Raw genomic sequence first — 13,015 nt, 5'->3', positions numbered from 1 at the left:
CCATGTCCCGCTCGCCCACATGGTGCGCGGCGGGATCGTCGAAGGCGTCCACCACGGCTCGGTCGTGGTGCTGGCCGCGGACGGCAGCGTGGAGTTCCGGGCCGGCGATATCGAGGCCGCCTTCTACCCGCGCTCGGCGCTCAAGCCTCTCCAGGCGGTCGCCCTGCGGCGCGCCGGACTGGAGCTGGACGGCGAGCTGCTGGCCCTCACCGCGGCCAGCCACTCGGGCGAGGCCCGGCAGCTGTCCGGCGCCCGGCACATCCTGCGCCTCGCCGGACTGGCCGAGGACGATCTGCACAACACCCCCGACCTGCCCTACGGCGCCGAACAGCGCGAGGAGTGGCTGCGCCGCGGGCTCGGCCCGACCCGGCTCGCCCAGAACTGCTCGGGCAAGCACGCCGCAATGCTGATGACGGCCAGGCTGCGGGACTGGCCACTGCCGGACTACCTCGACCCCGGACACCCGCTGCAACGGGCGGTCGCCGAGTCGGTGGCTGACCTCACCGGACAGGAGCTCGCCGGGGTGAGCGTCGACGGCTGCGGGGCACCGCTGTTCGCGGTGTCCCTGCACGGGCTCACCCGCGCCGTCGCACGGCTGGCGACGGCCGCGCCGGACACCCATGAGGGCCGGGTTGCGCAGGCCATGCGGGAGCACCCGGAGATGGCCTCGGGCACCGGACGGGACGTCGCCCGGCTGATGCGCGCGGTACCGGGCCTGCTCGCGAAGGACGGTTTCGAGGGCGTGCAGGTAGCGGCGCTGCCCGACGGACGCGCCGTCGGCGTGAAGATCGCCGACGGCGCCGATCGCGCCCGGATGCCGGTGACCGCGGCGGCGCTCGCCCGGTGCGGGGTCGACCCCGCAGTCCTGGCCGGATTCGCCGCCACGCCCGTCATCGGCGGCGGCGCGGCCGTCGGCAGCCTGCGGGCCGCGGGGGCACTGGCCGCCTCATGAGCTGGCCTGTCTCCTGTCCCCCGGGCCGACCCCACATTCCCTGCCAAACCCTCGCCCGCACCGCCTGAGCCCAAGGAAATGTCTGCGCCATGACCGCTGACCACCGTCGCGAGCACGATCTGCTCGGTGACCGAGACGTACCCGACGCCGCGTACTGGGGCATCCACACGCTCCGCGCCACCGAGAACTTCCCGATCACCGGCACAGCGATATCCGCGTATCCGCATCTGATCAACGCCCTCGCGGCGGTCAAGGAAGCCGCGGCACGCGCCAACCAGGACCTCGGGCTGCTCACCGCGGACCAGGCGGACGTCATCGCAGCCGCCTGCCAGGAGATCAGGGGCGGCCGGCTGCACGACCAGTTCGTCGTCGACGTCATCCAGGGCGGCGCCGGCACCTCGACGAACATGAACGCCAACGAGGTGATCGCCAACCGGGCCCTGGAGCTCCTGGGGTACGCCAAGGGCGACTACGCGCACCTCCACCCCAATGAGCACGTCAACCTCAGCCAGTCCACCAACGACGCCTACCCGACGGCTCTCAAGGTCGCCACGATCACCGCAGTGCACGAGCTGCGCGACGCGATGACCGTGCTGTGCGAGGCGTTCGCCGCCAAGGCGGAGGAGTTCAGCGACGTCCTGAAGATGGGCCGCACCCAGCTCCAGGACGCCGTACCCATGACGCTTGGCCAGGAGTTCTCCACCTACGCGGTGATGCTGGAGGAGGACCGCAGCCGGCTCGCCGAGGCCACCCTGCTCGTGCACGAGATCAACCTCGGGGCCACCGCGATCGGCACCGGCCTCAACGCCCCCGCAGGCTACGCCGAGGCCGCCCGCCGCCACCTCGCCGCCATCACCGGTCTGCCGCTGGTGACCGCCGCCAACCTCGTCGAGGCCACCCAGGACTGCGGTGCGTTCGTCCACCTTTCGGGCGTCCTCAAGCGCATCGCCGTCAAGCTCTCCAAGAGCTGCAACGACCTGCGGCTGCTCTCCTCCGGCCCGCGCGCCGGGCTCGCGGAGATCAACCTGCCGCCGGTCCAGGCGGGTTCCAGCATCATGCCCGGCAAGGTCAATCCGGTGATCCCCGAGGTCGTCAACCAGGTCGCCTTCGAGGTCATCGGCAACGACGTCACCATCACCATGGCCGCCGAGGCGGGCCAGCTCCAGCTCAACGCCTTCGAACCGGTCATCCTGCATTCCCTCTCGGAGAGCATCACCCACCTGGGCGCCGCCTGCCGCACCCTGGCCGAGCGGTGCGTGTCCGGCATCACCGCCAACACCGAGACGCTGCGCGCAAGCGTGGAGAACTCCATCGGCCTCGTCACCGCGCTCAACCCGCACATCGGCTACACGGCCGCCACCGACATCGCCAAGGAAGCGCTCGCCACCGGCCGCGGGGTCGCCGAACTCGTCCTGGAAAAGGGGCTGCTCGAGGCCGACCGGCTCACCGCCCTGCTCCGCCCGGCCGAGGTCGCCAGGACCACTGCCTGACAGCGGTGACGGACCGGGCCTCCGCGCAGCGGACGACCTCACAACTCAGCTGACCCGCCAAGGTGGTGACCCCCCAAGGTGGTGACCCCACCCACGGTGGTGACCCCCAAGGTGGTGATCCACCAAGGTGCCGCGAGCGGCAAGCTCTGCGATCACGAGCGAAGAGACAGAATCCGGCGGCGGGCTGGTCACTTGCCGTACCGGAAACTCGTCTCTTTCCGTATTGGAAACCAGCCGCTACTCTTTCCGTCATGGAAACCAACGGGGTACAGCTGACGCCGGAGCAGGCCCGTTCTGCCCTGGCCGACACCGAGCACGTCCGGGCCTCCGCCGCTGCGCTGTCGGCCACGCCGTGGCCGAACTGGTTCTTCATCACGCTGACGCTCTACCTTGCCGCGCTCCCGATCACCTACGGAGGCGTCATGGCCGACTCGGAATGGCTGCTGCCGCACCCGGCCTGGATGGGCATCATGCTGGCGATCACCGCGGTGTTCATGGCGCTCTTCGCCGTCGCGGCCAAGACGTGGCGTCACAAGACCGGGGTGGCACTGCGGCTGGACGTGCTGCCGAAGCGGGCGACTGTGCCGCTCCAGGTCGGCCTGCCCGTGCTGCTGGTGGGTGCAGCGTTCGCCTTCCGCGTCACGGGATGGCCGGTGTGGCTGATCGCGGCCTCGCTGATCAGCGCCGCCGTGTCCGTCGGCTTCCACCTTGCCTTCGTCCGCCTGCACCGGAAGACCGCGTGAGCGCCGAGAACCACGACCTGATGGAGGGCTTCGACGCCACCGTCCACGCCCCGAACCGGCTGCGCATCTGCGCCCTGCTGGACACCGCGGGCGAGGCGGAGTTCGGCTTGGTCCAAAAGCAACTCGACCTCTCCGCCTCCGTGCTGAGCAAGCACGTCACCGTGCTGATGGACGCCGGTTACGTCGAGCAGCGCAAGGCCGTCCGCGACACCCGGCAGCGCGTATGGCTCCGCCTGACCCGCCGAGGCCGGGATGCCTATCAGCGGCACCTTGCGGCACTGCGGACGATAGTGGGGCCCTCACATCCGGCTCTCTGAGCACGATCGGAGCCGGACGGAGAGCGCCGCGCGGGGTGCCTGGGGGCCTGGGTACCACCGCCGACATTCGCTGAACCGCCCGCTCTTCGCGTGCGGATTCCGTCCACACGACCGATGAGTTCCGCCTCCCCACGTCGTCAGCATGTTGGGAACGTCCCGCTTCCGCGCCTGCGGGAGGCCCGGGATGAGATGACAAGGAGCGTGCACACGTGGACCAGGAGAACTTGACCGCCACCCTGACGGTCGCCGTGCCCGCCGCGAAGGTGTTCGCGGTGCTGGCGGACCCGACGACCCATTCTGCGATCGATGGCACCGGCTGGGTTCAGCAAGCTGTCGAGCGGGCTCCGCTGACCGAAGTGGGGCAGATTTTCCGGATGGACATGTATCACGCCGCCCATCCCAACGGTGACTACCAGGTGGCCAACAAGGTCCAGGTGCTCGACCCGCCGCGCGCCATCGGCTGGCTGACAGGGCAGGAGAAGGAGGACGGTCACCTGGAGTTCGGCGGCTGGAGCTGGCGTTACGACCTTGCGCCGCTCGGTCCGTCCAAGACCGAGGTCACGCTCACCTACGACTGGTCACCAGTCCCGCAGTCCATCCGGGAGTACATCGAGTTCCCGCCGTTCGGCCCCGAGCATCTCACCAACTCGCTGCAGCACCTGGCCGAACTTGTCTCCGGTGGGTGATGTGATGCCGGCGACCAAGATGACCATCAGCGCCGGGGACCCCGGATGCGGGACGAAAGCTATGACTACACCCTGCTGTAACCGCACTACGGCTTCATGTTCGACCTGGCCACGATTCCCCGTCCGCCCGATGGCTGCGAGGCGTACGACCACGGAGTGACCCTGATCGGCGCAGACACCCGTACGGGCCTGGAGTTCATTCTGTCGTGGGCCTGCAACGGTGGCGCGAGGACCCGGTTTCGGAGCCCCCGGCGTGGCGCGATGCAGATGTGTGGCTCCCCCAAAACCAGTGGCGCATCGACGCGCGTACGAAAGACCGGCGACTTTTTGACCGCATGGCCGCCGAACTCCGCATACCCCCGGACCTGGATCGGACCTTTCCCGGTTCGTGGTGGGAAGGCACCACCGTCATACAGGACACCGAATACGGCATCGTGTTTGACATACCGGAAGGGTGGCGGCACGAAACCGGCGCGGACGGCATCGGCGTCCTCGCCCCGGCTGACGCGTACGCCGATCGAAAGCCGGTGGTCGCGAACCGCCCACTGCTCGAACCAGAGCTGATCGCCGCCGCATGCTGGCTCGATTCCGGATACCCGGCGACCGCGTCGCTCGCGTTCAAAGACACTTCCGTCAACGGACCGAGCTGCGACTTCGCCGACCTCAAACCATTGTGGGCTCACCGCCTCGGCCTGAGGTTGGAAGAGGCTCACGGTCCACCTCGATGCCATCTATGACTCGGCCAGGTCCCGCACCCTGCTCGCCGATCGGGGGTTGCGCGGCCGGATCGCATACAAGGGGACCAATGCACCGGCCCAGGCCACCCACAAGCTGTCGGTCAGCGCTTTCCATAGTTCTCCGGTCCGCAGGAGCGGACCGCTCGGGTTGTCGCGGCATAGACATACGGAAAGAGCCAGGTTTCCGAGAGGAGATCGGTGCGCAGAGTTCGGACGGTGATCACATAGCGCCCGGAGTTGCGGATGTAGGCACGTTCGAAGTATCCGTCGTCGTAGTCGCCGCGGCGGGGGCTGCCGTCGCTGCGGGTCTGCGCTGACCAGAACGTCAGCTTCTTCCAGTACAAGTCGTCCTTGAGGAGAAAGTTGTAGGTCATGTCGGCCGTCGTGCTGTCCGGCATCGGAAAGATGGTGACGGAGACAAGAATGGGCGGGTTCGGGCTGCGCTGCTCCAGGTAGACCCCGGCCATCACCTGCGGGCAGTCGCAGGAGGTGAGCACGGAGACCACGTTCCTGGGCCCGACCTCCTCAGTCGGCCGGGGACCCGCCGCCACCCGGAGGTACTCGGTGTCGAGGTCGTTGACGAACTTCTCGGGCAGCAGGGCGTCCACGGTGAACGGGATCGGATCGGTCGCCCTGCTGTTCCATGATGCCTCGTCGATCTTGTCGCCTCCCTCTGCTCCGGTGGTGGTCGCGTCGTCCGCGGGCCCGAGAACCCGGTCGACCTCGGCGCGCTGGTCCCGTATGAGGTCCCTGACGCGCGGGGTCCAGGGCCGCGCGGATGTGGTGACATGGCCGATGAGATCTCGCAGCGTGCTCAGGCCGGGCCGCTCGGCCGGGTCCTTGGCCAGGCACGCTTCGGCGACCCGGCGTATGCGGTCCGGCAGCGCTGACAGGTCGGGCTCGGAGTGCAGAACGTTGTGGAGCACCTGCTGCAACGACGTTCCCGCAAACGGACTCTCTCCGGTACAGGCCATGACCACCACGGAACCGAGCGAGAAGATGTCGCTCGCCGGTGTGATCGCGGCTCCTTCGACCTGTTCGGGAGACATGTAGGGCGGCGAGCCGACCACCCACCCGGTCCGCGTCAGCCTGGTGCTGCCCGGGGCGTCGTCGGTGGCCAGCGCGATACCGAAATCGACCACCCGGACGCCCTCGTCGTTGACCAGCACGCCGCCCCCGTCGGTGGGCGGGACGCCCGTCGTGGTGGGTTCGTCGGTGAGGAGGATGTTGTCCGGCTTGAGGTCCCGGTGCACCAGTCCGGCCCCGTGGATCTCGTCGAGCGCGGCGGTCAGACCGGCGGCCAGCCGCAGCGCGGCCTCCTCCGGAAGCGTCTCAGCGGCGACATCGACGGTGGCGGCATTGGCGGTGATGCCGTCAACGGCTTTACCGGTCACACCGGCATTGATCACCTGCTGCAACGACGGGCCGGAGATGAAGGCCGAGGCCAGCCATGGTGTGGGCGCGTCGAGGTCCGCGTCGAGCACGGGTGCGGTGTGGACGCCGCGCACCCTGCGCGCCGCGGCCACCTCCCGTCTGAACCGCCCTTGGTGGCGCCCGTCGTCGGCGAGAGCTGCGCGGATCAGTTTGACGGCCACGAGTCGGCCGTCCGACGCAGCCCCCAGAAAGACCCGGCCCATACCGCCATGGCCCAGTACGGCCAGTAATCGATACGGCCCGATCTCCCGTGGGTCGGCCTCCGCCAAGGACTGCAACACCACCACCTCCCAGCACAGATGATGCCGCCCGACAGCGGGGAACGGTAGGCCGGTCCGGTGGCATCCCGCGCTCCCGCGAAAGGGAGGGATTCGGCTCCTGGTGCTCCTGGCAGGAGAGTTGGCGTGTCCCGGTCTGCCACTGCGGCCGAGATCCGCTCGGGGCGTGCAACTGCTGGGGGGCGACTGCTCCCTGAACAAGAGGCAGGCCATCGCACAAGTCTCCCGGGGCTGCACAGCAAAATGTGCTGGTTGAAGCGCGCCTCAACCAGCACATTCCTGGCACCCGTGGGGTACCAGTCGGTGTCCGAGGGTGGTTTTGGGAGAGGGGTGCCCCAGAGGTTGGTGCGGTGTTGCCTGCCACCTTGCCGGCTGTGTCCTTCCGGCAGTGCGCAGTAGTTTCACAGCCGCCGTTCGCCGACCGTTTCCTGGTGGTGCGCAGAGCACGACGATGCCGCCTTCGCCGAGACGCCCGGGTCGCTCTCCTCCCCGTGCAGAGCACCGTCCTCGACCAGGGCTGGGGCTCGCGCAGCTGTTGTCGGGGGTTTCTGACCAAGCCGCCGCTGCGTCCCGCCCCTGCCTGGCCGTGCTGATGACCGCCAGCAGGCCGGACCTGCCCCGCACGCGCTGGGACCACACCATGCTCCTCGCCATCTCGGTGACGTGGCGGGGAGCAACCCGCACACGCTGGGACCACCGGATGGCTTCGTGGACTTCTGGGAACGGCGTTTCTCGACGGTTCCGGAGGCAGCCTGTGAACAACCGGCTCGCGAATGTCGAAGAGGAATGACGACACTGTCGCGGCTGCGACGGCGGGACGGTCAGCCGCCTGTCAGGGCGGCTGACCGTCGAGTAGGTAGCCGTCACACGTCAGCCGACTGACCTCAGGTGCTCTGGTCCCGTGAGTCGCCTGGTCAGGCGGATTGCGCCAGTCAACGCGATGGGGGGTCACAGCAGCGTCGGTGCGTGGAATTCGCCGAGACCGGAGGCCAGGTCCCGGTCCAGCCAGTAGCGGCGTGGTTCAGTGAGCATGACGTCGACGCTGACGGCGAGGATGCCAGGGATCTTGGCCAGTTCGTTGTCGATGAAGAGCGCCAGGGCGGAGCGGTCGGCGACCAGGCCGGTGGCGAGGACGGACATGTCGCTGGCGACGTGGGCCGCGAGGCGGGTGTAGGGGAGTTGGTCGATGCGACGCATCACGTCGGGGGTTTCGCCTGGGGCCACTCGCAGGCGGGGCATGAAGGGGGTCTGGAAGCCGAGCCATTCCGACACGATCTCCAGGCGCGGTTTGACCCATCCCTCGTCGAGTACCCGGCGGACGAGACGGTGCGCGGTGGAGGTGGCCAGGCCCGCGGCCCGGGCGATGTTTGCGGTGGATGCCCGGCTGTCCCGGATGAGCTGGGCGACGACGGTGCGTTCGGCCTCGCTGAGTGGTTTGGCGGGGGGGGAGTCGCGGTCGCGGTCGCGGTGGCTTCGGGGAGGGCGCCGGCGAGCTTCAGCAGGTCGTCCGGTGGCCTCTCCTCTTCCGGCGTCTTGATCCTGTAGGCGCCGGGAGGCCCGGACCAACACTGCGATGTGCGGTCCGTGGCGATACTGCCGGGTTGACGGAGGCACCGTAGTACTCAGACAGGGCAGCTGTAAGTCTTGATCGCTGATGCGTAGTGACTGAGCGCCACGGTTGGCCATTCAGTGCTCAGTGGCAACGGTGCGCTGTGACGGGCCAGCACCGCGTCGGCTGGATGTCGGCCGTTCGGCGGGGCTGTCGGTGATCCGTAGGCGATGTGTCGGGGGCCGCTGGAACCGTGCGCGTCGAGCTGCCCAGCAGGGCAGCCGCAGCCGCCTTCAACGGCAAGGGAGCCACGCCGCCATGTCGTCCACGTCCTCCATCCTGCCCTGGGATGTTCAACGGCTGCCGCGTGCCGATGGCAGCGTCTTCCTGGTCACCGGCGGCAACGCCGGCATCGGGTACTTCGTCGCGGAGCAGTTGTCCGCAACCGGAGCCACTGTCGTACTGGGCAGCCGGAGTCCCGCGAAGGCCGAAGTCGCCACGGCCTCGATCCGCTCGCGTGTCCCTGGGGCGCGGGTGCGGGCCGTACGGCTGGACCTCGCCGACCTCTCGTCGCTCAGAACAGCGGTGGAATCACTGGATGTGGAATGCCTCGACGCGGTGGTCCACAACGCCGGCGTTGCGCTCGACGACCCGCCGCGTCGGGAGACCGGGGACGGTCACGAGTTCATGTTCGGCACGAACCACCTCGGGCACTTCGCGCTGACCCACTGGCTGTTGCCGCTGTTGTCGGCCGCACCGGCGGCCCGCATCGTGACCATGGGCAGTTTCGCGGCGAAGTCCGAGCGGCTCGATCTCGACGACCTGCAGTCCCGGAAGGACTACCGGCCCAAGCGCACCTACGGACGCTCCAAGCTGGCGCAGATGTACTTCGGTCTCGAACTCGACCGCCACCTGCGCGCCGTCGACAGCACGGTGGCAAGCGTGGTGGTCCATCCCGGCGGCGCGCTGGACTCCCTGACCCCGTCACGCCCGCCGGTCCATGTGCGGACCGCTGGTGCGCGGCTCTGCGGGGCACCAGCCGCCCTCTTCGTCCAGGGCAAGCACGCCGGCGCATGGCCCGCGGTCCGAGCGGTGCTCGACCCGACCGTGCGCGGAGGGCAGCTGTGGGGACCGCGCGTCTTCAGCCTGCGCGGCAAGCCCCAGCGTGAACCGGCGTGGAACCACCTCGCCGACACCTCCGTAGCGGCGCGGCTGTGGGACGCCAGCAGTGACCTGACCGGCGTCGACCTCGGCACCATCCCCGGATAACCCCCAGGCGCGCGCCGGCCGACAAGCGTCCTCAGGTTGGCCAACTGGGGGCGCTCGGTCATATGCGTTCGTGCGGGTCGGCGGGGCCGGTACGGCAACGGCCACCATGATCATGAACGTTTGTGAGGACGATCAAGGACCAGGTGGCCGTGGAGGCCACGGTAGCCGAGCAGGTGTGGGCGGCAGTTGTTCGGGGCGGTGATGGCCGAGGTGGCCTGCTGTTTCCCGCGTCGTGACTGGCGGCTGCCGGCACGGCAGATGACGCAGGCGATGCTGATGGAGCTGGAACGGCGCAACTGCTGGACGCTCGCCGAGGCGCCTGGACGTCCGGGCCCACACCGGCTTCAGCACTTCCTCTCCCGTGGATCGTGGGATCACGAAGCGGCCCGCGACCGACTGGCTCGCTGGGCTGCCAGTGAACTCGCCGAGGAACGGGCGGTGTTGGCCATCGACGAGACGGGAGACGAGAAGTCCTCCACCGACTGTGTGGGCGCAGCCCGCCAGTACTCCGGGGCCCTGGGCGGGGCTGTGCCAGGTCGCTGTCCACCTCACCTACGCATCGGCGCGCGGCCACGCGCTGATCGACCGGGAGTTGTACCTGCCCGCCGCCTGGGCCGGGCCGAGGACGAGGAACGCCGCCTGCTCACACACGTGCCGGACGAGATCATCTTTGCCACCAAGCCGTAGCTCGCCGCTGCCATGCTGCACCGTGCCCACGAACAAGGCATACGCGCCCGCTGGTTCACCGGCGACGAGGTCTACAGCGGCCTCGGAACTGCGACCCACCGCCCGTGCTCTGGGCTTCGACTACGCCCGGGCCGTCAAGGCCGACCACACCGCCACCACCTCCGTCGGCCGTTTCACCGCTACCCGGCTTGCCGCCAGGGTTCCGGCAAAGTCCTGGATGCGCATGCGCACCGGGCACGGGCTGAAGGGTGACCGGCACTACGTCTGGGCCCTGATCGAGGTCCGCCCCGACGACACCCCCACCGGCAGCGACAACAGGGACAGCCTTCCTGGTTGTGCGCCGCCACCGCTACACCCGCGAACTCCCCTTCTACCGCTGCTACTCCACCACCCTCAGAAACAGGACGGCGACGGACCTCCACCCGGCCGACCACGCCCACACGGTGACGCCCCTTAGCGATCCGCCACCCATAACCTGAGGAATCCCCCATGCTCAACGCCCTGTGGAACCCGATCGTCGCCGGGAAGATCTCCCTGCCGCACCGGCTTGCGATGGCCCCCATGACACGGGACCGGTCCACCCCGGAAGGCATACCCACCGAGCTGAACGCCGAGTACTACGCCCAACGCGCCTCGCACGCCCTCATCATCACCGAGGGCACCCAGCCCAACGCCGACGGACAGGACTACCTGCTCACCCCCGGCATCTACACCGAGGAGCACATCGCCGGGTGGCGCAAGGTCACCGACGCCGTGCACGGCGTCGACGGACGCATCGTCATCCAGCTCATGCACGCCGGACGGATGTCCCACCCCGACAACACCCCCCACCACCGGCAGCCGGTCGCCCCCTCCCCGATCCAGCCGGCGGGCACCATGTTCACCCCGTCCGGCCCTCAGGAGATGCCGGTACCCCGCGAGCTGGCCACCGAGGAGCCGGACCCTGGAGGCCATCGCGTGGAAGTACCGCACCTGCTCGCCCTGGCGGGATCTGCCAGAGGAACTCGGGCCCTTTCAGACCGCGCACAAACGCTTGACCAGGTGGGCCATGGACGGAACTTGGGAACGGATCCTCGCGACTGTCCTCGCAGTGGCGGATGCCGACGACGACGTTGGCTGGACAGTCTCGGTGGACTCCACCGTCTGCCGGGCCCACCAGCATTCGGCCGGAGCCGGGAAAAGGGGGCGCCCAGCCGGGCCGAGCCAGAGGATCACGCGCTCGGACGCTCCCGCGGTGGGTTGAGCACGAAGGTCCACTTGGCCGGCGACAACCGGGCACGGCCGCTATCCATCCACGTCACTGCGGGCCAGGCCGGTGACGCACCGGCCTTCGAGGCAGTCATGGCCGGAATCCGGACCCCGCGAAGCGGACTCGGCAGGCCAAGAACCCGCCCTGCGGTCGTCCTAGCGGATCGCGCATACTCTTCCCGCTCGATCCGTGGCCACCTTCGCCGGCGCGGTATCCGTGCCGTTATCCCGCAGCCCGCCGATCCGATCGGCCACCGTCTACGGCGAGGCCGCACCGGGGGCCGCCCGCCCGGCTTCGACGCCGAGACATACAAACAGCGCAATGCCGTCGAGCGGTGCATCGCGCGGCTCAAGCAAGGGCGCGGCCTCGCCATGCGGACGGAGAAACTTGCTGTCGCCTACCAGGCCGCCCTGCACCTGGCCGCCATCCTCATCTGGACCCGCAGATGACAGGACACCGACGGGAGCCGGTCTACTGGAGGTCTGTGCTCGGTTGGCGACGCCAGTCCCAGCCGGGGTAATGGTCCACCAGGGTGAGGAACTCGCTCGCCTGCAGGATCTCGTGGTGGTTGGTGTCGACAAGACCGTCCACACCAGGCAGGACGTAGCGGAGGAAGGCCCGGGCCGCGTCCATGGACTGGCACGACACATAGACCGCGTACGGTTCGCCGATCCGGGTCCTCACATCCTCGCGCTCCTCCGGCTCGTAGTCCGCCAGGATCCCGCCCGAGAGGTCGATGTAGTACGAGTACCCGTGCTGGTGCAGCCTTTCGTCGCCCGTCACGGGATCCGGTACGAGCCCAAGGGAACGGATTCGCCCTTCAAGCGACGGGCGACGTTCCTCGGGGACAAGGATGATCACAGATGGCCACGACACGCGTCTACCTCCTCGCGCGACCGTAGTCGAGCGGTCCCCTCGGGTCGCCAGATTTTCCACTCGGCGGGGAGGGTTCTTCGTCAAGGAGACAGGCCCTAGCCGATCCGAACCCGAGGGCCACGCACTCGGTCGCTCCCGTGGTGGTCTGAGCACGAAGGTCCATCTTGCCAGTGACAGCCGGGCACGGCCGCTATCCATCCATGTCACTGCGGGCCAGGCCGGTGACGCACCGGCCTTCGAGGCGGTCATGGCCGGTATCCGGATCCCGAGAACCCGACTCGGAAGACCAAGAACCCGCCCCGGCGTTGTCCTTGCCGATCGCGCCTGCTCTTCCCGTGCGATCCGTGGGCACCTCCGTCGACGTGGCATCCGTGCGGTCATCCCGCCGCCCGCCGACCAGATCGGCCATCGCCTGCGGCGAGGCCGCACCGGGAGCCGCCCGCCCCGCTTCGACGCCGAGACATACAAGGAGCGCAATGCCATCGAGCGGTGCATCGCGCGGCTCAAGCAAGGCGCGGCCTCGCCATGCGGACGGGCAAGCTCGCAATCGCCTACCAGGCCGACTCCACCTTGCAGCCATCCTCATCTGGAGCCGGCGCTGGTCAAGAGCCCAAGAGGCTCGTCAGGCAGGCCCATGGACGATGAGGAGATTCGCACTCTCCGTCAAAGACGCCGGCCAGGACGTTGCCCTGGTGTCGGTGCCCGCCAAAAGGACGGCGACCGCGCAGGTCGCCGTCCCTGGTTACTC

Annotated in this window: 10 protein-coding genes and 4 pseudogenes; 11 read left to right on the top strand and 3 right to left on the bottom strand. The window is 68.8% G+C overall.

The genetic code is table 11. The features are described 5' to 3' along the window. The first annotated feature begins 19 nt into the window (after positions 1-19). The 6 genes from ACTWP9_RS03605 (at position 20) to ACTWP9_RS03580 (ending at position 4,925) form a co-directional block, all read left to right on the top strand. Positions 20-952: an asparaginase gene (locus tag ACTWP9_RS03605; RefSeq protein ID WP_443244829.1), complete on the top strand. Its 933-nt coding sequence runs from the start codon at positions 20-22 to the stop codon at positions 950-952. Positions 953-1,041: 89 nt separating this feature from the next. Next, on the top strand, positions 1,042-2,442 hold the full coding sequence (aspA, locus tag ACTWP9_RS03600) for an aspartate ammonia-lyase (protein ID WP_443244466.1): 1,401 nt from the start codon (positions 1,042-1,044) through the stop codon (positions 2,440-2,442). A 251-nt stretch (positions 2,443-2,693) separates the two neighbouring features. Further along, complete coding sequence (locus tag ACTWP9_RS03595; RefSeq protein ID WP_443244465.1) at positions 2,694-3,185, top strand: hypothetical protein; 492 nt, start codon at positions 2,694-2,696, stop codon at positions 3,183-3,185. Continuing rightward, the gene (locus tag ACTWP9_RS03590; protein WP_443244464.1) at positions 3,182-3,502 is read left to right on the top strand and encodes a transcriptional regulator; all 321 of its coding nucleotides are present in this window, start codon (positions 3,182-3,184) and stop codon (positions 3,500-3,502) included. Before ACTWP9_RS03595 ends, ACTWP9_RS03590 begins: the two co-directional genes overlap by 4 nt. 209 nt (positions 3,503-3,711) lie before the next feature. After that, positions 3,712-4,188 carry a polyketide cyclase gene (locus tag ACTWP9_RS03585; RefSeq protein WP_443244463.1) on the top strand — a complete coding sequence of 159 codons (477 nt, stop codon included), beginning with the start codon at positions 3,712-3,714 and terminating at the stop codon, positions 4,186-4,188. A 335-nt stretch (positions 4,189-4,523) separates the two neighbouring features. Beyond that, positions 4,524-4,925 carry a hypothetical protein gene (locus tag ACTWP9_RS03580; RefSeq protein ID WP_443244462.1) on the top strand — a complete coding sequence of 134 codons (402 nt, stop codon included), beginning with the start codon at positions 4,524-4,526 and terminating at the stop codon, positions 4,923-4,925. A gap of 101 nt (positions 4,926-5,026) precedes the next feature. On the opposite strand, the gene ACTWP9_RS03575 is transcribed toward ACTWP9_RS03580, so the two are convergent. Together ACTWP9_RS03575 and ACTWP9_RS03570 are read right to left on the bottom strand one after the other, a co-directional pair. Next, a complete protein-coding gene (locus ACTWP9_RS03575; protein WP_443244461.1) occupies positions 5,027-6,640 on the bottom strand; it encodes a serine/threonine-protein kinase in 1,614 nt (537 codons plus the stop codon). A gap of 945 nt (positions 6,641-7,585) precedes the next feature. Then, positions 7,586-8,145 (bottom strand): annotated as a pseudogene (locus ACTWP9_RS03570) (Lrp/AsnC family transcriptional regulator); the annotation flags it as partial. A gap of 359 nt (positions 8,146-8,504) precedes the next feature. Between ACTWP9_RS03570 and ACTWP9_RS03565 the strand changes: the two are divergent. The 4 genes and pseudogenes from ACTWP9_RS03565 to ACTWP9_RS03550 form a co-directional block, all read left to right on the top strand. Next, positions 8,505-9,455 (top strand): SDR family NAD(P)-dependent oxidoreductase, encoded by a 951-nt coding sequence (locus ACTWP9_RS03565; protein ID WP_443244460.1) that lies wholly within the window; start codon positions 8,505-8,507, stop codon positions 9,453-9,455. Positions 9,456-9,656: 201 nt separating this feature from the next. Next, positions 9,657-10,142: a transposase gene (locus ACTWP9_RS03560; RefSeq protein ID WP_443244459.1), complete on the top strand. Its 486-nt coding sequence runs from the start codon at positions 9,657-9,659 to the stop codon at positions 10,140-10,142. 489 nt (positions 10,143-10,631) lie between these two features. Then, positions 10,632-10,991, top strand: a pseudogene (locus tag ACTWP9_RS03555) (oxidoreductase); the annotation flags it as partial. Between the two features lie 16 nt (positions 10,992-11,007). Continuing rightward, positions 11,008-11,840 (top strand): annotated as a pseudogene (locus tag ACTWP9_RS03550) (IS5 family transposase); the annotation flags it as partial. Positions 11,841-11,862: 22 nt separating this feature from the next. Here the strand turns inward: ACTWP9_RS03550 and ACTWP9_RS03545 are convergent. After that, entirely contained in the window at positions 11,863-12,174 is a 312-nt protein-coding gene (locus tag ACTWP9_RS03545) for a hypothetical protein (RefSeq protein ID WP_443244458.1), read from the bottom strand. Positions 12,175-12,373: 199 nt separating this feature from the next. Here ACTWP9_RS03545 and ACTWP9_RS03540 point away from each other — a divergent pair. After that, a pseudogene (locus ACTWP9_RS03540) lies at positions 12,374-12,863 on the top strand (IS5 family transposase); the annotation flags it as partial. Between the last annotated feature and the right edge of the window lie 152 nt (positions 12,864-13,015).

Origin of the sequence: Streptomyces sp. 3N207 (assembly GCF_052246355.1) — a bacterium.
Classification (GTDB): domain Bacteria; phylum Actinomycetota; class Actinomycetes; order Streptomycetales; family Streptomycetaceae; genus Streptomyces.
The sequence above is the reverse complement of the archived record's forward strand: the minus strand, read 5'-3'. Positions and strand labels throughout refer to the sequence as shown.

What these genes read in the sequence shown, in the direction of transcription:
- ACTWP9_RS03580 (WP_443244462.1), top strand. Translation starts at nt 4,524, where the DNA reads ATGGCCGCCGAACTCCGCATACCCCCGGACCTGGATCGGACCTTTCCC.
- ACTWP9_RS03565 (WP_443244460.1), top strand. Translation starts at nt 8,505, where the DNA reads ATGTCGTCCACGTCCTCCATCCTGCCCTGGGATGTTCAACGGCTGCCG.
- aspA (WP_443244466.1), top strand. Translation starts at nt 1,042, where the DNA reads ATGACCGCTGACCACCGTCGCGAGCACGATCTGCTCGGTGACCGAGAC.
- ACTWP9_RS03595 (WP_443244465.1), top strand. Translation starts at nt 2,694, where the DNA reads ATGGAAACCAACGGGGTACAGCTGACGCCGGAGCAGGCCCGTTCTGCC.
- ACTWP9_RS03560 (WP_443244459.1), top strand. Translation starts at nt 9,657, where the DNA reads ATGGCCGAGGTGGCCTGCTGTTTCCCGCGTCGTGACTGGCGGCTGCCG.
- ACTWP9_RS03605 (WP_443244829.1), top strand. Translation starts at nt 20, where the DNA reads ATGGTGCGCGGCGGGATCGTCGAAGGCGTCCACCACGGCTCGGTCGTG.